Annotated in this window: 16 protein-coding genes; 5 read left to right on the top strand and 11 right to left on the bottom strand. The window is 60.9% G+C overall.

Annotated features, from left to right (window positions below; genetic code table 11):
• Positions 1–67: 67 nt before the first annotated feature.
• Both hrpA and aceK read right to left on the bottom strand, forming a co-directional pair.
• Complete coding sequence (gene hrpA / locus ACWNZ1_RS00625; protein ID WP_135844218.1) at positions 68–3,979, bottom strand: ATP-dependent RNA helicase HrpA; 3,912 nt, start codon at positions 3,977–3,979, stop codon at positions 68–70.
• A gap of 116 nt (positions 3,980–4,095) precedes the next feature.
• Entirely contained in the window at positions 4,096–5,817 is a 1,722-nt protein-coding gene (gene aceK / locus ACWNZ1_RS00620) for a bifunctional isocitrate dehydrogenase kinase/phosphatase (RefSeq protein ID WP_135844217.1), read from the bottom strand.
• 129 nt (positions 5,818–5,946) lie between these two features.
• Between aceK and ACWNZ1_RS00615 the strand changes: the two genes are divergently transcribed.
• Positions 5,947–6,855 carry a DMT family transporter gene (locus tag ACWNZ1_RS00615; RefSeq protein ID WP_135844216.1) on the top strand — a complete coding sequence of 303 codons (909 nt, stop codon included), beginning with the start codon at positions 5,947–5,949 and terminating at the stop codon, positions 6,853–6,855.
• 119 nt (positions 6,856–6,974) lie between these two features.
• Here the strand turns inward: ACWNZ1_RS00615 and ACWNZ1_RS00610 are convergent, their stop codons facing one another.
• The 4 genes from ACWNZ1_RS00610 to cysK all read right to left on the bottom strand — a co-directional run bounded on the left by ACWNZ1_RS00610 (position 6,975) and on the right by cysK (position 10,346).
• Positions 6,975–7,838, bottom strand: a complete 864-nt coding sequence (locus tag ACWNZ1_RS00610; RefSeq protein WP_135844215.1) for a DMT family transporter — start codon at positions 7,836–7,838, stop codon at positions 6,975–6,977.
• A gap of 338 nt (positions 7,839–8,176) precedes the next feature.
• Complete coding sequence (locus ACWNZ1_RS00605) at positions 8,177–9,115, bottom strand: aspartyl/asparaginyl beta-hydroxylase domain-containing protein (RefSeq protein ID WP_135844214.1); 939 nt, start codon at positions 9,113–9,115, stop codon at positions 8,177–8,179.
• The gene (locus ACWNZ1_RS00600) at positions 9,116–9,238 is read right to left on the bottom strand and encodes a hypothetical protein (protein WP_265072805.1); all 123 of its coding nucleotides are present in this window, start codon (positions 9,236–9,238) and stop codon (positions 9,116–9,118) included.
• Positions 9,239–9,371: 133 nt separating this feature from the next.
• Entirely contained in the window at positions 9,372–10,346 is a 975-nt protein-coding gene (gene cysK / locus ACWNZ1_RS00595; RefSeq protein ID WP_025212408.1) for a cysteine synthase A, read from the bottom strand.
• Between the two features lie 130 nt (positions 10,347–10,476).
• On the opposite strand from cysK, the gene ACWNZ1_RS00590 reads away from it, so the two are divergent.
• Positions 10,477–11,553, top strand: a complete 1,077-nt coding sequence (locus tag ACWNZ1_RS00590) for a DUF748 domain-containing protein (RefSeq protein WP_135844213.1) — start codon at positions 10,477–10,479, stop codon at positions 11,551–11,553.
• Here ACWNZ1_RS00590 and ACWNZ1_RS00585 read toward each other — a convergent pair.
• Both ACWNZ1_RS00585 and ACWNZ1_RS00580 read right to left on the bottom strand, forming a co-directional pair.
• Complete coding sequence (locus tag ACWNZ1_RS00585) at positions 11,550–12,050, bottom strand: DUF2442 domain-containing protein (RefSeq protein ID WP_135844212.1); 501 nt, start codon at positions 12,048–12,050, stop codon at positions 11,550–11,552. The two genes, ACWNZ1_RS00590 and ACWNZ1_RS00585, sit on opposite strands and share 4 nt — an antisense overlap.
• Positions 12,038–12,268, bottom strand: coding sequence for a DUF4160 domain-containing protein (locus ACWNZ1_RS00580; RefSeq protein WP_135844211.1), 231 nt, complete (start codon positions 12,266–12,268; stop codon positions 12,038–12,040). Before ACWNZ1_RS00580 ends, ACWNZ1_RS00585 begins: the two co-directional genes overlap by 13 nt.
• A 198-nt stretch (positions 12,269–12,466) precedes the next feature.
• Here ACWNZ1_RS00580 and ACWNZ1_RS00575 point away from each other — a divergent pair, with 198 nt between their 5' ends.
• Both ACWNZ1_RS00575 and ACWNZ1_RS00570 read left to right on the top strand, forming a co-directional pair.
• On the top strand, positions 12,467–13,312 hold the full coding sequence (locus ACWNZ1_RS00575) for an AAA family ATPase (protein ID WP_003184225.1): 846 nt from the start codon (positions 12,467–12,469) through the stop codon (positions 13,310–13,312).
• A gap of 34 nt (positions 13,313–13,346) precedes the next feature.
• Positions 13,347–14,525: a vWA domain-containing protein gene (locus ACWNZ1_RS00570; RefSeq protein ID WP_135844209.1), complete on the top strand. Its 1,179-nt coding sequence runs from the start codon at positions 13,347–13,349 to the stop codon at positions 14,523–14,525.
• Positions 14,526–14,651: 126 nt separating this feature from the next.
• Here the strand turns inward: ACWNZ1_RS00570 and ACWNZ1_RS00565 are convergent, their stop codons facing one another.
• Genes ACWNZ1_RS00565 through ACWNZ1_RS00555 form a run of 3 tightly spaced genes read right to left on the bottom strand, consistent with a single transcriptional unit; the run spans position 14,652 to position 16,513 of the window.
• Entirely contained in the window at positions 14,652–15,194 is a 543-nt protein-coding gene (locus ACWNZ1_RS00565; RefSeq protein WP_135844208.1) for a DUF2937 family protein, read from the bottom strand.
• Positions 15,195–15,206: 12 nt separating this feature from the next.
• On the bottom strand, positions 15,207–15,983 hold the full coding sequence (locus ACWNZ1_RS00560; RefSeq protein WP_135844207.1) for a class II glutamine amidotransferase: 777 nt from the start codon (positions 15,981–15,983) through the stop codon (positions 15,207–15,209).
• A 32-nt stretch (positions 15,984–16,015) separates the two neighbouring features.
• Positions 16,016–16,513 carry an MFS transporter gene (locus ACWNZ1_RS00555; protein WP_135844206.1) on the bottom strand — a complete coding sequence of 166 codons (498 nt, stop codon included), beginning with the start codon at positions 16,511–16,513 and terminating at the stop codon, positions 16,016–16,018.
• A gap of 98 nt (positions 16,514–16,611) precedes the next feature.
• On the opposite strand from ACWNZ1_RS00555, the gene ACWNZ1_RS00550 reads away from it, so the two are divergent.
• Complete coding sequence (locus ACWNZ1_RS00550; protein WP_456027284.1) at positions 16,612–18,666, top strand: S9 family peptidase; 2,055 nt, start codon at positions 16,612–16,614, stop codon at positions 18,664–18,666.
• Positions 18,667–18,775: the final 109 nt, after the last annotated feature.

Below are 18,775 nucleotides of genomic sequence, written 5' to 3'. Positions count from 1 at the left end.
CGTTTGGCCCATTCTCCGTGAGTTACCACGCTCCCACAGGGTTATGGGCCTGATCTTATTCCCGTGATCAACCCTCCACCTGCCCCCACTGCTTGCTCAAGCGCTTATCCGAAATCGGCACCTTGGTGCCCAACTGCTGAGCGAACAGCGACACCCGGTACTCCTCCAGCCACCAGCGGTACAGCTCGAGTTGCGGATCGCGCTTGCCTTCCTGGGCGTGTTTACTGGCGCGGGCCTGGTATTGGGCCCAGAGGTTCGACAACTCGCCGCTCCAGACCCGATCCTTCTGCACCTGGCTGCCGAGCTTCTCGAAGCGTTGCTCGATGGCCTTGAGGTAGCGTGGCAGTTCCTTGAGCCATTGATGCGGGGTTTCGCGCACGAAGCCCGGATACACCAAATGGCTGAGCTGTAGCTTGATGTCATTCAGGGCCACGGCCTGGGCCAGGTCGATCTTGCCCTTGAAGCGTTTTTGCAGACCGTGCCAGAGCTTGAGGATGTCCAGGGTCAGCTTCGCCAGGCGTTCGGCGTGTTCGGTCCAGCCACCGCGCTTGCGCTCGGCCAGGGAAGCGAGCGCGGCGCCGTCACGGGGCAGGCTTGCTTCACCCTCCAGCACGCAACTGTCGACGCTGGCCAGCAGGATGTCTTCCACCAGGCTGTCGATGCGCCCCAAGTCGCGGTACAACAGGCCCAACTCCGTGAGCCCCGGCAGCTTGCCCCGCAGGAATTTCGCCGACTCGGCCAACTGCTGCATCAACAAGCGCTGCAAGGCGCGGCGATGTTGGAACTCGGCTTCGGCCGGGGTCGGGAAACGCCCTTCCTTGACCACACCCCCCTCTTCCACCAGCGCCGGGTACACCGTCATCGACAGCCCGGCGATCTTCTGTTGGGTTTTCTCTGCCACCGGCGCGAAAATTTTCGCCTCCACCGGCGCCTGGCTTTTTGCCGTTTGCGGCACGGCCAATGCCGCCTGGCTGGCTTCGGCAAAGCGCGCCGTCAGCTCGGCCAGGTCGCGGCCTTCGCCGAGGAATTTGCCCTGGCCATCGACAATTTCCAGGTTCATGCGCAGGTGGCTTTCTACCTGCTGCGCCGCTTCGGCCCAGGCTTCGTCGCTGACCCGCGCGCCGGTCATGCGCAACAGTTCACGGCCCAGGGATTGCGGCAATGAACCCTCGGCGAAGGTGATGCGTTGCAGCGCGGCCTTGACGAAGTCCGGCACCGGCACGAAGTTCTTGCGCAATGCCTTGGGCAAGTTGCGCACCAGGGCGATGCACTTGGCCTCGATCATCCCCGGCACCAGCCATTCCAGGCGCTCCGGCGGCATCATCGGCAGCAATGGCGCCGGCACTCGCAGGGTCACGCCATCGCGGGGATGGTTGGGTTCGAAGTGGTAGCTCAGCGGCAAAGTCAGGTCGCCGACGCGCAGGGTGTCCGGGTAGTACGCGGCGGTGACTTCATTGGCCTCGCGCGCCAGCACGTCTTCTTCACGCATGATCAGCAACTGCGGGTCTTTCTGGCTGTTGATCCGGTACCAACTATCGAACGTCGCGGTCTGGTGAATCTCGGCCGGCAAGCGCGCATCGTAGAAAGCGAACAGGGTTTCCTCGTCCGCCAGGATGTCACGGCGGCGGGCCTTGGCTTCCAGTTCGTCGAGCTGCTCCAGCAGCTTGGTATTGGCGTCCAGGCACTTGGCCTTGGACTGGATCTCACCGCGCACCAACGCCTCACGGATGAACAGCTCCCGCGACACCACCGGGTCCACCGGCCCGTAATGCACCGGCCGGCGACCCACGACAATCAGCCCGAACAGGGTGATCTGCTCATACGCCACCACTTGCCCGCGCTTCTTCTCCCAATGGGGTTCGAAGTGGTTTTTCTTGATCAAGTGCCCGGCCAGCGGTTCGATCCAGTCCGGTTCGATCTTGGCGACCATGCGCGCGTACAACTTGGTGGTTTCCACCAGCTCGGCGGTCATCAGCCACTGCGGGCGCTTCTTGCCCAGGCCCGACGACGGGTGGACCCAGAACCGTCGCTGACGAGCACCGAGGTAATCGCCGTCTTCGGTTTTCTGGCCGATCTGGCTCAACAGCCCCGAGAGCACCGCTTTGTGCAGTTTAGGAAAATCGGCCGGTTCTTTATTGAGGCTCAACTGCATGTCGCGACAGATCAGGCTCAACTGGCGATGGGAATCACGCCACTCGCGCAGGCGCAGGTAGTTGAGGAAATTCTTGCGGCACCAATTGCGCAGCGGGCTGGCGGTCAGGGCCTGGCGCTGCTCTTCGAAACCGCGCCACAGGTTGACCAGCCCGGCGAAGTCCGAGTCCGGGTCCTTCCATTGGGCGTGGGCCTGGTCGGCCGCCTGTTGGCGTTCGGGCGGACGCTCGCGGGGGTCCTGGATCGACATGGCGCTGGCGACAATCAGCACTTCCTGCAGGCTGCCCAGTTTCGCCGCTTCCAACAGCATGCGGCCCATGCGCGGGTCCACCGGCAGGCGCGCCAATTGGCGACCGAGCGGAGTCAGTTGGCTGTTGCGATCCACCGCCGACAATTCTTGCAGCAGGTTGAAACCGTCGCTGATGGCCTTGCCATCTGGCGGTTCGATGAACGGGAAATCGGTGATCTCACCCAGGCGCAGGTGCAGCATCTGCAAAATCACCGCCGCCAGGTTGGTGCGCAGGATTTCTGGATCGGTGAACTCCGGTCGACCGAGGAAATCCTCCTCGCTGTACAAACGCACGCAGATTCCCGGTTCGACCCGTCCGCAGCGGCCCTTGCGCTGGTTGGCGCTGGCCTGGGAAATGGCTTCGATGGGCAGGCGCTGGACCTTGGCGCGATAGCTGTAGCGGCTGATGCGCGCGGTGCCGCTGTCGATCACGTAGCGGATGCCCGGCACAGTGAGCGAGGTTTCAGCGACGTTGGTCGCCAGCACCACGCGACGGCCTGGGTGGGACTGGAAGATCCGCTGCTGTTCGGCCGGCGACAATCGCGCATACAACGGCAAAATCTCGGTGTGCTTGAGCTGGGCTTTGCGCAACATCTCCGCCGCGTCGCGAATCTCCCGTTCACCCGGCAGGAACACCAACACATCCCCAGGGCTGCGGCGCTCGCTGCGCTCATAGGCGGCGATTTCATCGAGGGTGGCAAGGATTGCCTGATCGACCGTCAAGTCGTCCTCGACGCGATTGCCCTCTTCGTCCTGCTCCAGGGTCAGCGGGCGATACCAGGTTTCCACCGGGAAGGTGCGCCCCGAGACTTCCACGATCGGCGCGTCATCGAAATGCTTGGAGAAGCGCTCCAGGTCGATGGTTGCCGAGGTGATGATGACTTTCAGGTCGGGACGACGCGGCAGCAAGGTCTTGAGGTAGCCGAGCAGGAAGTCGATGTTCAGGCTGCGTTCGTGGGCTTCGTCGACGATGATCGTGTCATAGCGTTCCAGGTAGCGGTCGTTCTGGGTTTCGGCCAGCAGGATGCCGTCGGTCATCAGCTTGATCAGGGTGTTGGCGTCGCTCTGGTCCTCGAACCGCACCTGATAACCCACCAGCGCCCCCAACGGCGTGGCCAGTTCCTCGGCCACCCGACTGGCGACGCTGCGGGCGGCGATCCGGCGTGGCTGGGTGTGGCCGATCAAGCCATGCTGGCCGCGACCGATCTCCAGGCAGATCTTGGGCAACTGCGTGGTTTTACCCGAGCCGGTTTCGCCGGCGATGATCAGCACCTGATGCTTGAGCAACGCGTCCTTGATTTCGTCGCGCTTGGCGGCGATCGGCAAATTGTCGTCGTAGCGGATCACCGGCAGGCTCGCCTTGCGCGCCAGCACCTGATCGCACGACGCCTGCATGCGCGTCACCCACTGGGCCAGCTTGGCCTCATCGGGTTTCTTGCGCAGCTCGAGCAACTGGCGCCGCAACCGGTGACGGTCGGCGAGCATGGCGTGGTCGAGGTTTTTCAGCAGCTTGTCGATAGCGGGGGCTTGGTCAGTCATCAGGTACGCAAGGGTCGTCGGTTTGTGCAGGGGGCCGATTGTCGCAGATTTGCGCACGCAGCGCCGAACACGGCAACCTGCCTGCCGCCATACCCTGTGGGATTCAGGGTCGCCGGTTATTCGCTATCCAGGTCTTTACGCCGATACGGAAACACATCGATCACCTTCCCCGCCCGGATCGCCGCTTGCAGGCCCTTCCAGTAATCGGCGTTGTACAGCTCGCCATGCAACTGGTCGAACAGCTTGCGCTGCCCGGCGTCGGCGAACAGGAACGGTGGGAATTCTTCAGGGAACACGTCCAGCGGCCCGATGGAATACCAGGGTTCGGAGGCCATTTCGTCTTCCGGTGTGCGGGGCTCGGGGATGTGGCGGAAGTTGGCTTCGGTCAGGAAGCAGATTTCATCGTAGTCGTAGAACACCACGCGACCGTGGCGGGTCACGCCGAAGTTCTTGAGCAACATGTCGCCGGGGAAGATATTGGCCGCCGCCAGTTGCTTGATGGCCAGGCCATAGTCCTCCAGCGCCTCGCGCACCTGGGCGTCGTTGGCGTTTTCCAGGTAGAGGTTCAGTGGCGTCATGCGCCGTTCGGTCCAGCAGTGGCGGATCAACACCGTATCGCCTTCCACCGACACCGTGGACGGCGCCACTTCCAGCAGTTCCTCCAGGCACGCCGGTTCGAATTTGCTCAAGGGAAAGCGAAAATCGGCGAACTCCTGGGTATCGGCCATGCGCCCAACCCGGTCGACGCTTTTCACCAGGCGGTACTTTTCGATCACCGTGGCACGGTCGACGTTTTTCGACGGCGAGAAACGGTCCTTGATGATCTTGAATACGGTGTTGAAGCCCGGCAGGGTGAATACGCTCATGACCATGCCACGCACACCAGGAGCCATGATGAACTGGTCGTCGGTGTTCGCCAGATGGTTGATCAGTGCCCGGTAGAACTCGGACTTGCCGTGCTTGTAGAAACCGATGGAGGTGTACAGCTCAGCGATGTGCTTGCCGGGCAAAATGCGCTTGAGAAAGCCGATGAATTCGGCCGGCACCGGCACGTCCACCATGAAGTACGAACGGGTGAACGAAAAAATGATCGACACCTGCGCCTCGTCGGTGATCAGCGCATCGATCTGGATGCCCCGGCCTTCACGGTGCAACAACGGAATTACCAGCGGCCATTGCTCGTCGCGGGTATAGATGCGGCCCACCAGGTAGGCGCCCTTGTTGCGATAGAGCACCGAAGAAAACAATTCCACCGTCAGTTCCGGGTCCTTGCAGACCCAGTCCGGCAGGTTTTCCCGCAGTTGCGCTTCGAGGCGCTTCAGGTCGCCTGACAAGTCGGCGTAATCCTCGCTGAAGCGGTAATCGGCGAATACACTCGCCAGCATCCGGTCCAGTTGCCCTTGGGGTTTGTAGGTGCGGGTCTGGGCCGCACGGGCCCGGCGCAGGCTCGGGCGGGTAGTGTGGATGAACATCGTGCCGTCGCTGATCAGGTCGTGGCTGAACAGCCCGCAGAAGATCGAGTTGTACCAGGTTTCTGACAGCTCATCGTCGAAACGCAGGTCGATCAGGCTGATGTAGGCGCTTTTCACCAGCGGCCAGCAACTGACGTCCATCAACACCTCTGCGTCGAAGGCCTCGCGCAGCCGGGCTACGGTTTCGAAGACTTTCTCTTCATACAAATTGATGCGCGCCGCCGAAGCCACTTGCGCCTCCAACCACCGGGCCTGCTCGAACCGGGCGCGGGCGCCATCGGTGATCTGCCGGAAATGCTCACGATAATCGTCGAAACCTTCGAGAATCGAACGGGCGATATCGGTGGCGGGCCATGGCTGCGGCATAGATAAACCTCGGCGGGTCATGCTTGTTATGGGCGACTGAGCTTAGAGGCCAATTGCGCGGCAACGCAACCATTGCCATCGGTATTCAGGCCGGCGACACTTGCCGCCCAACCAAGGAAGGAATGACTCGTGAGCCTCGTCGATACCCTGCGTTTGCTGTCACTGGCCGCCATCTGGGGTGCAAGTTTTCTGTTCATGCGCATTATTGCCCCCGTCATTGGCACAATCCCCACCGCATTCTTTCGCGTGTCCATCGCCTTTGTCGGGCTGGTGGTGATCCTGGCGCTGATGCGCATCGACTGGAATTTTCGCGGCAAACTGAAAGTGGTGATGGGGCTGGGCTTGATCAACTCGGGCATTCCGGCAACCTTCTATTCGTTGGCCGCCCAGGTTCTGCCGGCCGGTTACTCGGCGATCTTCAACGCCACCACGCCCCTGATGGGCGTGTTGATCGGCGGGTTGTTCTTCAGCGAAAAACTCACCACCGCCAAGGTCAGCGGGGTATTCCTGGGGCTGTTCGGCGTCGGCATCCTGACCCGCGCCGGCCCAGTGGCCTTCGACCTGCAATTGCTGATGGGCGCCCTCGCCTGCCTGCTCGCCACCACATGCTACGGCTTCGCCGGTTTCCTCACCCGCCGCTGGCTCGATCATCAAGGAGGGTTGGACAGTCGTCTTTCAACCCTGGGCAGCATGTTCGGCGCCACGGTATTTTTGCTGCCGCTGTTTGGCTACAGCGTCATCAGCCAACCGCCGGCCAGTTGGGGTGGCTGGAGCGTCTGGTTGTCACTGTTGGGGCTGGGCCTGGTGTGTACCGCGCTGGCGTACATCCTTTATTTCCGGCTGCTCACCTCCATCGGCCCGGTCAAATCCATGACCGTGACGTTCCTGATCCCGCCGTTCGGCGTGCTGTGGGGGGCGTTGCTGCTGGATGAGCCGCTGGGAATGGCGCATTTGTATGGTGGGGTGTTGATTGCGGCGGCGTTGTGGTTGGTGCTCAAGCCTGCGGCTGTGAAACCGGCTGAAGTGTCTGCCCGGTAGTTCATCGGTGCGGCCAAAAATGCCTTCGCGAGCAAGCCCGCTCCCACAAGGCCTGTACATAACCTGTGGGAGCGGGCTTGCTCGCGAAAGCAATGGTGCAGTCACTAAATATCTAAGGGCTAGCGGCTTTTACGAAACACAAACACCAACCCCACGATGATCAGCCCCATCCCCAGTAAACTCAGCAACGCCAACCGGTTGCCAAATACCAGGTAGTCCATGATCGCCGTCACCGCCGGCACCAGGTAGAACAGGCTGGTGACATTCACCAGGTTGCCCCGTGCAATCAGCCGGTACAGCAGCAACGTTGCCAGCACGGACACCACCAGCCCCATCCACAACACCGGTACGATGAACCCCGCGTTGTGCTCGAAGTGAAACGGCTGGAACGGCGCGAATACCGCGCACAGTAGCAGCCCGGCCAGGTACTGCACGGGCAATGTGCCCAGGGGGTTGTCGGTGATGCGCTTCTGCATGATGGAGCCGACCGTCATGCTCACCAGCGCCAGTAACCCGCAGAGCATTCCAGCCAGGGACATGCCGGCCAGGCCGATGCCCTGGTAGACCACCATGATCAAACCCAGCAACCCCAACACCAGGCCGAACAGGCGCTGCCAGGATCGCTGGCGCTCCACGAGCACCACCGTAAGGATCGGCTGCACGCCCATCAGCGTCGCCATCACCCCAGGGGTGACGTTCATTTGCAAAGCCAGCAGATAGAAAATCTGATAGGCCCCCAGCAACACCAACCCGGTGGTCGCCGCGTATAGCATCGGCTTGCCAGCCTTCGGCAACTTGAACTTGAACAGCGGGATCAACAACACCAGCGCGCACAGCGCGATGGCAAAGCGGATCAGCAGGAAGGCAAAAGGTGAAGCATGGGCCAGGCCCAGTTTGGAAAAGATCGCCCCGCTGCTCCACAGCAAAACGAACAGGCTCGTGGAAGCCGCCGCCAATAAGGCGTTTTTGGATAGGGAAAACATGAATACCACCTGTAGTCAGGCAAAAAGCCAACTCAGCCGAAGCTGAAATCCAGTAGTTTTTTCAGGCGGGCACAGGGAATGGCAATCGTTGCCGATCAGCCCTGAGCGCCAACACCCGGTGGTGATACGAAGGCGTACACCGGTGGGCTACTGACAGGTGGGGGGTATTGACCGATCTGCGCAGGCTGCTGATTCCCGCACGGCACGACGCCAGCGTTGAACGCTGGAACCACAACCGCGATGACAGGGGATGCAGGCATGAGCCGATCTCTTGGAGGGTGGGTTGGAAAACCCATCGAGCGCCGACTATAACCAGCGCTCGATGGGTTAGGCAATGACTAAACGAACAGCCAATAGCCAAGGGCCGTCAGCACCGCCACCGCCAACACAGGCCGCATCACCCGATAGGCCCTGGGATGCTTGCGTTTCCATTGCTTGACCCGGCCACTGATGCCGTCGCTGAAGGACTTGCTCCAGGCATAGGCCCGGTTGATACCACCGACGCGTTCGTCGTCGAGGTTCTGCGGCGCGGTGGCGCGGCCGAGGATGGCACTGATCGTACGGTTGAGGCGAGTCATCAAGCGACTCTTCAATGGCCGCTCAACGTCGCAGAACAGGATCACGCGAGTCTGCGGGGTTTCGTTCTTGACCCAGTGCACATAGGTTTCATCGAACATGACGTCTTCGCCGTCGTGCCAGGCGTAGATCTGACCGTCGACAAAGATCCGGCAATCGTCGGAATTGGGCGTGGACAACCCCAGGTGATAGCGCAGGGAGCCGGCGAACGGATCTCGATGGGGGTTCAAATGGCTACCGCCCGGCAGCAGGGCAAACATCGCGCCCCGGACGTTGGGGATCTGGTTGACCAGCTCGACGGTACGGGGACACAACAGTTCGGCCGACGGCAGCGCTTTGTCGTACCACTTGAGGTAAAAGCGCTTCCAGCCCTTCTTGAAGAACGAACCGAAACCGGCGTCGTTGTTCTTTTCCGCGGCCCGGATGTACCCCTCGTCGAACAGGTGCATGGCCTCGTCTCGGATGACTTGCCAATTGTCCTTGAGCACATCCAGCTCCGGGAACTTGCTGCGGTCCAGATAAGGCTTGGAAGGCACGCCGGAGAACAGGTACATCAAGGCGTTGTAAGGGGCGAATAAAGCCGAGTGGTTAACGAACTGGCGCAATACCGGCAAACGCGCCTTGCCGCGCAAATGCACGTAAAGCGTACTGCCCAGGAACAGCAGCAACACCGAGGCCTTGGCGACAAACGAAACGGTCATTTACAACTCCTTGTCAGAAAACAACTTACGCAACGTCATCAACCCGGCGCAGCGGCCGGCCATGTTATAGATCGAGGCCTGGCGAAGAAACTGCCCGGCGCAATATTCACTGTTGAGGATCACGCAACAATGTCCTTGATAACATGCGTGACCTGAACCTTGGCTGACACCAATCAAATACCCTGCTTTCAGCCCATTCCTCCCTCAATGGCGAAGGGCTGTTGTGGCGAGCGCCCTCGCCACCTCCCGCATGCGGTTACTGTTGCGTCTCCTGCTCGGTGAACAAATCACTGAACAGCATGCTCGACAGGTAGCGCTCGCCCGAATCAGGCAGGATCACCACGATGGTCTTGCCCTGCATTTCCGGTTTTTCCGCCAGGCGCACAGCCACGGCCATCGCCGCGCCACAAGAGATTCCGCAGAGGATGCCCTCTTCCTGCATCAAGCGCAGGGCCATGGCCTTGGACTCGTCGTCAGTGACCCGCTCAACCTGATCGACGATCGACAGATCGAGGTTTTTCGGCACGAACCCGGCACCGATCCCCTGAATCTTGTGGGGGCTGGGTTTGATCTCCTGCCCGGCCATCGCCTGGGTAATCACGGGTGAAACCTCGGGCTCCACCGCCACCGACAGGATCGGTTTGCCGCAGGTGTTCTTGATATACCGCGACACCCCGGTGATGGTGCCACCGGTGCCTACCCCAGCCACCAGCACGTCCACCGCGCCATCGGTATCGTTCCAGATTTCCGGGCCGGTGGTTTTTTCGTGAATCGCCGGGTTCGCCGGATTGTCGAACTGCTGCGGCATGAAGTATTTGGAAGGATCACTGGCCAGGATCTCGGCGGCTTTCTCGATGGCCCCTTTCATCCCCTTGGCCGGTTCAGTGAGCACCAGCTCCGCGCCCAGGGCCTTGAGCACCTTGCGCCGCTCGATGCTCATGGACGCAGGCATGGTCAGCATCAGCTTGTAGCCACGGGCGGCGGCGACAAACGCCAGGCCGATACCGGTGTTGCCCGAGGTCGGTTCGACAATGGTCATGCCGGGCTTGAGCTTGCCCGAGCTTTCAGCGTCCCAGATCATGTTCGCGCCGATCCGGCACTTGACCGAATACCCTGGGTTACGCCCTTCGATCTTGGCCAGGATGGTCACGCCGCGTGGGGCGATGCGGTTGATCTGCACCAGTGGCGTATTGCCGATGGAGTGAGCGTTGTCAGCGAATATACGGCTCATGGCTGGGTCCTTAATGCAGCGGGAATTTAGCGCTTAAAGGTATGCCTGTTGCCCAAGGTCGTCCAGTTGCACCGAACGTTCCAGTTGTTACAACAGTCAATGGATTTAACAACGCTGGAGACTGACTGACATGAAGCGTCGATACAGCTGGCCACTGTGGGTACTCGCCGCCATTGTTGCGGTGTTCGTGGTCCTGCACTTCACCTTGCCTTACCTGGTGCGTGACTACCTGAACGATAAACTGGCCGACATGGGTGATTACCACGGCCAGGTCACCGACGTGGACCTGGCACTCTGGCGCGGGGCCTACCAAATCAACGGCCTGAAGATCGTCAAGGTCGACGGCAAGATCCCCGTGCCGTTCGTCGACGCGCCATTGATCGACTTGTCCGTGAGCTGGCATTCGCTGTGGTACGACCATGCGGTGGTGGCTGAGGCGGAGTTTGCCCGTCCCGAAGTGAACTTCGTCGATGGCGGGGGCAACCGGCAGAACTCCCAGACCGGCCAGGGCACCAACTGGCGCGAACAACTGAGCAAATTGCTGCCCATTACCCTCAACGAGGTGCGGATCAGGGACGGCAAAGTCACCTTTCGCAATTTCAGCTCCAAGCCGCCGGTCAACCTGCGGGCCACCGACGTCAACGCCAGCTTCTATAACCTGACCAACGTGGTCGACACCAAAGGCAAGCGCGACGCCCGTTTCGAGGGCAAGGCCCTGGTGGCCGAACATGCGCCCCTGGAGATGCAGGCCACCTTCGACCCGTTGAGCAACTTCGAGGATTTCGATTTCCGCCTGCGGGCCAGGGACATCGAACTCAAGCGCCTGAACGACTTCGCCGCAGCCTATGGCAAATTCGATTTCAATGCCGGCCACGGGGACCTGGTGATCGAGGCTGAAGCCGACAACGCCAAGCTCAGCGGCTACATCAAACCGTTGCTGCGCGATGTCGATGTGTTCGACTGGCAGCAGGACGTGGAAAACAAGAACAAAAACATCTTCCGCTCGATCTGGGAAGCCTTGGTCGGCACAGGTGAAACGGCCCTCAAAAACCAGCGCAAGAACCAGTTCGCCACCCGGGTGGAACTCAGCGGCAATGTTCATCAGCAGGACATCAGTGCCTTCGAAGCCTTCCTGCAGATCCTGCGCAACGGTTTCGTCCAGGCGTTCAACGCCCGCTATGAGCAGCCGCCACCTTCAAACGATTAAGATTTGCGCGTAACGGTATAGCGACCCGTTTTTTCCGCCGCCGCTACTGCCGTTCCGCGCTGCAGTGAGTCCCAACCCAGGCACGCCAGGGCCAACGAACGCGGCACCGCCTCGCGACCACTGCTGTAGCGAGTGATGCTGCGAGCGCTGACCCCCAGCGCTTCGGCGGCCTTGTTCAATGGCAAGCCGGTGCGAGCGCGCCAGTCGATGAAAATGCGGGTATGTTCATCCACGGCGTTTTGCGCCAACGCATCCAGATACAGGGTATCGGCTCCGATCTGGATATCCAGTTCGGGCCATTCCACGCTCCATCCATCATCCCCCAGGCTCGCGCCTCCAAACGCGCCCTCTTCAAGCAAAGGCTGCAAGCCCGGATAACGGTGCACATCGGCGCTCATGTCCAGCGTCAACCGCTGCCCGTCAATGAACGTCAGTTCGAGACTGAACGGTAATAAGGCCTGCACGGCCCACAGCCGCGGTCGTTTCATGGGTAGCATCGTTGCCAATCCTCCAACAGTTGTGCCTGATGGGCCCTGACCCAGCCCAGTGCCTCCCTAATGATCAACGGCGGCGCCCGCCCCATCATCACTTCGACGGTTTCCAGGCTCAGCATCACATCCAGCCCGCCACCGGTGAGGTGGACATGGGGTGGTGGATGGTCCCTTTCGCGCAGTTGAATGCGGTAGGTATCTCTGAATCGATATTTAGTAGACATGCGCCAAACATATCGCCAATTTGGCGATATGCAATACTGGCAAGGCGCCGAGACTGAGTCAACATGTGACGCTCCATTCAGAGACTGAATACAGCGTCTGCGTTCACAGTCGGCGGGGCGGCGCGTTATAGTCGGGCACGTTATTTATTTCGCGCGCCCTGCCTCGTCAGGCCGGCGACACGTTCGAGGAAATTGCAGATGAAGTTCGAAGGCACCAGCGCCTACGTGGCCACCGATGACCTGAAGCTGGCCGTGAACGCCGCCATCACCCTGGAGCGGCCGTTGCTGGTCAAGGGCGAACCGGGCACCGGCAAGACCATGCTGGCCGAACAACTGGCCGAGTCCTTCGGCGCGCGCCTGATTACCTGGCACATCAAGTCCACCACCAAGGCCCACCAGGGCCTGTACGAGTACGACGCGGTCAGCCGCCTGCGGGACTCGCAACTGGGCGTGGACAAGGTCCACGACGTGCGCAACTACCTGAAGAAGGGCAAGCTCTGGGAAGCGTTCGAATCCGAGGAGCGGGTGATCCTGCTGATCGACGAAATCGACAAGGCCGACATCGAATTCCCCAACGACCTGCTGCAGGAACTCGACAAGATGGAGTTCTACGTCTACGAGACCGATGAAACCATCAAGGCCAAGCAGCGCCCGATCATCATCATTACCTCCAACAACGAAAAGGAATTGCCGGACGCCTTCCTGCGCCGCTGCTTCTTCCACTACATCGCTTTCCCCGATCGCGTCACCCTGCAGAAAATCGTCGATGTGCATTACCCGGACATCAAGAAAGACCTGGTCAGCGAAGCGCTGGACGTGTTCTTCGACGTACGCAAGGTGCCGGGTCTGAAGAAAAAGCCTTCCACTTCCGAACTGGTGGACTGGCTCAAGCTGCTGATGGCCGACAACATCGGCGAAGCGGTGCTGCGCGAGCGTGATCCGACCAAGGCCATTCCTCCGCTGGCCGGTGCCCTGGTCAAGAACGAGCAGGACGTGCAACTGCTTGAGCGCCTGGCGTTCATGAGCCGTCGCGGCACTCGCTGATCCTCTTCGTTTAACAAGAGCGAGGGCGATTGCCATGCTGCTTAACCTGTTCAATGAGATGCGCGCCGCCAAGGTGCCCGTGTCGGTACGTGAACTGCTGGACCTGATCAACGCGCTGAAACAGCGGGTGATCTTCGCCGACATGGACGAGTTTTATTACCTGGCCCGGGCGATCCTGGTGAAAGACGAACGGCATTTCGACAAGTTCGACCGGGCGTTCGCCGCGTATTTCAATGGCCTGGAGAAACTCGACGATCATCTCCAGGCATTGATTCCCGAAGACTGGCTGCGCAAGGAATTCGAGCGCTCGCTGAGCGACGAAGAGCGGGCGCAGATCCAGTCCCTGGGCGGCCTGGACAAGTTGATCGAAGAATTCAAGAAGCGTCTGGAAGAACAGAAGGAACGCCATGCCGGCGGCAACAAGTGGATCGGCACTGGTGGCACCAGCCCGTTCGGTTCCGGTGGCTTCAACCCCGAAGGCATCCGCGTCGGCGACGCCGGCAAGCGCCAGGGCAAGGCGGTGAAGGTCTGGGACCAGCGCGAGTACAAGAACCTCGACGACCAGGTGGAACTGGGCACTCGTAACATCAAGATCGCCCTGCGCCGCCTGCGCAAGTTCGCCCGCCAAGGGGCGGCCGAAGAGCTGGACATCGACGGCACCATCGACCACACCGCCCGGGACGCCGGTTTGTTGAACATCCAGATGCGCCCGGAACGACGCAACACCGTGAAGCTGTTGCTGCTGTTCGACATCGGCGGTTCGATGGATGCCCACGTGAAAATCTGCGAAGAACTGTTCTCGGCCTGCAAGACCGAGTTCAAGCACCTGGAGTATTTTTACTTCCACAACTTCGTGTACGAGTCCGTGTGGAAGAACAACCTGCGCCGCACCTCGGAACGCACTTCGACCCAGGACCTGTTACACAAGTACGGTGCCGACTACAAAGTGATTTTCATCGGTGACGCCGCCATGGCGCCTTATGAAATCACCCAGGCCGGCGGCAGCGTCGAACACTGGAATGAAGAAGCCGGTTATGTGTGGATGCAGCGCTTCATGGAGAAGTACAAGAAGCTCATCTGGATCAACCCTTACCCGAAAGATACCTGGGGTTATACCGCCTCGACCAATATCGTGCGGGAATTGGTCGAAGACCGGATGTATCCGCTGACCTTGCAGGGGTTGGAGGAAGGGATGCGGTTTCTTTCCAAGTAAGTTTCTGGCGTCCTTCAGGACCTCATCGCGAGCAGGCTCGCTCCCACACTGGATCTTCGTCACACGTGAGATCCCCTGTGGGAGGGCGCTTGCTCCCTCGCCACCAGAGCCTTTTGCCCAGCAGCGTCACAGCCCGCGCAGGTCGCGCTCTTCGATCGGCCGGCTCTGTCGCAGGCGCTTGCCGCCCAGCACCACCCAGTCGATCAGGCGGAACAGGCATTCAAGGCCAAACGACAGCAGCATGGCGCCGCTGATACCCCAGACCATCGCCTCGGGGGTCAGCAGGATCTGGTAGCTGTAGCCGTTCCAGGTTTCCTTGCGAATGTCCGGATCGGCGGCCAGCGCCACTTGCAGCAAGCGGATGTACCACGGGCCTTGCATTGCCTGGAATTGCTTGTCCAGAGCCTGCTGGCGCACGAGCAAGGTGTTCAGGCTGTCGGCATCACTGCGAAAGATCGGGTCTTCGCTGGCGCGGTAATGGGCCACCAGGGCCTGCATGTCACCCTTGAAGAACTGGTTGGCGGTGCCCTGGAAACCTTGCAGGCCGGTCTGCGCCTCGATCAGATGCGCTTCGACCCGCTTGGCGTAATCACTGATGAAACCCGGCACCTGGACCCCAACCAACAGGCCCACCGCGAACAACACCAGCCGTAGATAACTGAGCAACATAACGTGACGTCCTTATTCGGTCTGGCCGTGGCTGACGCATTCGCCGCGCCGCCACAGGCTCCATTGGCCCGGTTCGTAGCGGGTCCAGGTTTCGTTTTCGGTCAAGGGTTCGGTGGCGATGACCGTGACCACGTCGTTGGGCGTGGTTTCGGCCTGGAAATCGACAATCACGTCCACATCCTTGAGCCGCGCCGGGCCGAATGGGGCGCGACGGGTGATCTGGGCCAGTTTGGTCGAGCAGTAGCAGAACAGCCAGTCGCCATCACTGAGCAAACAGTTGAACACGCCTTTGCTGCGGTATTCGGCGCAAGCTTGGATCAAGGACGGCAGCAGTTGCTCCACCTCCACCGGTTCCGGGAATGCCTGGCGCACGCGGTTGAGCAAATCACAGAACGCCGCTTCGCTGTCGGTGTCGCCCACCGGACGGTAGAAGCTGACCCCAGGCTGGAAATCGGCGAGCTGGCCATTGTGGGCAAAACACCAGTTGCGGCCCCACAACTCACGCACGAAGGGGTGCGTGTTGGACAGGCAGACCTTGCCGACATTGGCCTGGCGGATGTGTCCGATGACCACTTCGCTCTTGATCGGATAGCGCTGCACCAGGTTCGCCACTTCCGACTCGCTGCTGGCGGCCGGGTCCTGGAACAGGCGCAGGCCACGGCCCTCATAGAACGCGATGCCCCAGCCGTCCCGGTGCGGCCCGGTCTTGCCGCCGCGCTGCATCAGCCCGGTGAAGCTGAACACGATGTCGGTCGGCACATTGGCGCTCATGCCCAATAACTCACACATGCTCGAACTCTCGCTTCAAAGGGCAGGCCTGGTTACAGACGCGGTTCGATACGCGAACGCTGCGGGTTGCTCGGCACTGGCGGGCGACCGTAACGGTCATCACCGGCCACGCCGAACGGCGGCTCATCCTCAGGCTCATCGGCCGCGGCGGCGGCTTTTGCGGCGGCGGCCCGTTCCTTGCGAGCGTTGGATGCACGCTCGATGGGGAAGCGGATCAACACAAAAATCAAATAGAGGCCGAAAGCGATCATGCCGTACATGAGCAGATCGGACGCTGCCCGCCAGACGTTGTTACCGACCTTGAACAGCACGTCCAGGGCCACAATGGCCAGGGCCGGGGCGATTTTTTCCTTCACCGGATCAACGACAGTGGGACTGAACAGCAGCACCGCCATCAGCAGCCGCAACGGCTCGCGAAACCAGCGCCACATCCAGCGGGTCATGCGCATCCATACCAACAGGCAGCCCAGGGCAGCGAAGGCATAAAGGCCCCAGGCAATCAGATAGTCGTTCTCGGTCATGGTGTCCATGGCAAGGCAGGCAAATAGGCGCTTATAGTAACGGCTTTTCGCTCATCAGGCTGCCCCGGCGTCTGCCGAGCTTTTCGTACATCGTTTGAGAGTCTTTCATGTCCCTATCTGCCCACGTTTCCAACGCCCCGATTGCCCACAGGGACGCCGGTGTTGACCCGTACGCCTGGCTGCAGGAACGCGACACCGACGCCGTGCTCGATTACCTCAAGGCGGAAAACAGCTATCAAGAGGCGCAACTCGCCGACCAGGCCAAACTGCGCGAAGCCCTGTTCCAGGAGATCAAGGGCCGGATCCTCGAGACCGACCTGTCCCTGCCCTCGCCCTGGGGTCCGTACCTGTATTACACCCGCACCACCGCTGGGGATGAATACCCGCGCCATTACCGCTGCCCGCGTCCGGCCGACGACAGCCTGAGCGTGGATGAGCGCCGCGAACAACTGCTGCTGGACCCCAACGCATTGGCCGAAGGCGGATTCTTTTCCCTCGGCGCCTTCAGCATCAGCCCCGACCACCAGCGCCTGGCCTACAGTCTGGACACCACGGGCGATGAGATTTACACCCTGTTCGTGAAGGAATTGTCCAACGACAAGGTCAGCGAGCTGTCCTTTGAACAGTGCGACGGCAGCATGACCTGGGCCAACGACAGCCTGACGCTGTTTTTCGGCGAACTGGACGAGACCCATCGCCCCCACAAACTCTGGCGCTATCGCCTGGATGGCACCGCCGCCGAAGAAGTGTTCCATGAGCCGGACGGGCGCTTCTTCCTGCACTGCTACCGTTCCAGCTCCGAGCGGCAGTTGATCCTGTCCCTGGGTAGCAAGACCACCAGTGAAGTCTGGGTGCTCGACGCCACGCAGCCGCAGCAGCCCTTCACCTGCCTGGCGCCACGCCAGGAAAACCATGAATACGACGTCGACCACGGCCTGCTCGACGGCCAATGGACCTGGCTGATCCGCAGTAACCGCGACGGGATCAACTTTGCCTTGTACCAGGCCGCCGACACAGGCGTGGCACCGACCGAAGCCGACTGGCAGAACCTGATCCCCCACAGCGACACGGTGATGATCGACGGCCTGAGCTTGAACGCAAGCGCCATGACCCTGAGCCTGCGTGAAGGCGGCCTGCCGATCATCGAAGTTCACCCACAGGATTTGCCGGCGTATCGCGTGCAATTGCCGGACGCGGCCTACAGCCTGCATGTGCAGAACAGCCTGGAGTTTGTCAGCAACCGGATTCGCCTGCGCTACGAAGCCCTGAACCGCCCGGCACAAATCCGCCAACTGGACCTGGCCAGCGGCGAACAGGTCGTCCTCAAGCAAACCCCGGTACTGGGCCCATTCGACGCCGATGCCTACGTCAGCCAGCGGCTTTGGGCGACAGCACCGGATGGCACCCAGGTGCCCATCAGCCTGGTCGTCAAGCGCGAAGCCCTCGGCCAACCGGTGCCGCTGTACTTGTACGGTTATGGCGCCTATGGCGAAAGCCTCGACCCGTGGTTTTCCCATTCGCGGCTGAGCCTGCTCGACCGTGGCGTGGCGTTCGCCATTGCCCACGTGCGCGGCGGCGGTGAGCTGGGGGAAGCCTGGTACCGCGCCGGCAAACAGGAGCACAAGCACAATACGTTCAGCGATTTCATTGCCTGCGCCGAGCATTTGATCGCCAACGGTTTCACCACCGCCGAGCAACTGGCGATCAGCGGCGGCAGTGCCGGTGGCCTGCTGATCGGCGCGGTGCTCAATCAACGCCCGGAGCTGTTCAAGGTCGCGATTGCCGAAGTGCCGTTCGTCGATGTGCTCAACACCATGCTCGACCCGGACCTGCCATTGACCGTCACCGAATACGACGAATGGGGTAACCCGCAAGAACCGCAGGTTTATGATCGGATCCGGGCCTACGCGCCGTACGAAAACGTCAGTGCCCAGGCATACCCGGCGCTGCTGGTGATCGCCGGCTACAACGACAGCCGCGTGCAGTATTGGGAAGCGGCCAAGTGGGTGGCGAAATTGCGCGCCACCAAGACCGATGACAACCCACTGTTGCTCAAGACCGAACTGGGCGCCGGCCACGGCGGAATGAGCGGGCGTTACCAGGGATTGCGTGACGTAGCGCTCGAATATGCATTTGTTTTGAAGGTTTTGGGGTTGGGTTGAGGAACTCCATCGGATCGCTGGGTCTTAGCTCCATGCGCAAGGCTCTGAGACAACCAAAATCCAATGTGGGAGCGAGCCTTTGTGGGAGCAAGGCTTGCCCGCGATGACA

This window comes from Pseudomonas sp. CFBP 5748, from assembly GCF_053850495.1.
This window is presented reverse-complemented; position numbering and strand designations above follow the sequence as displayed.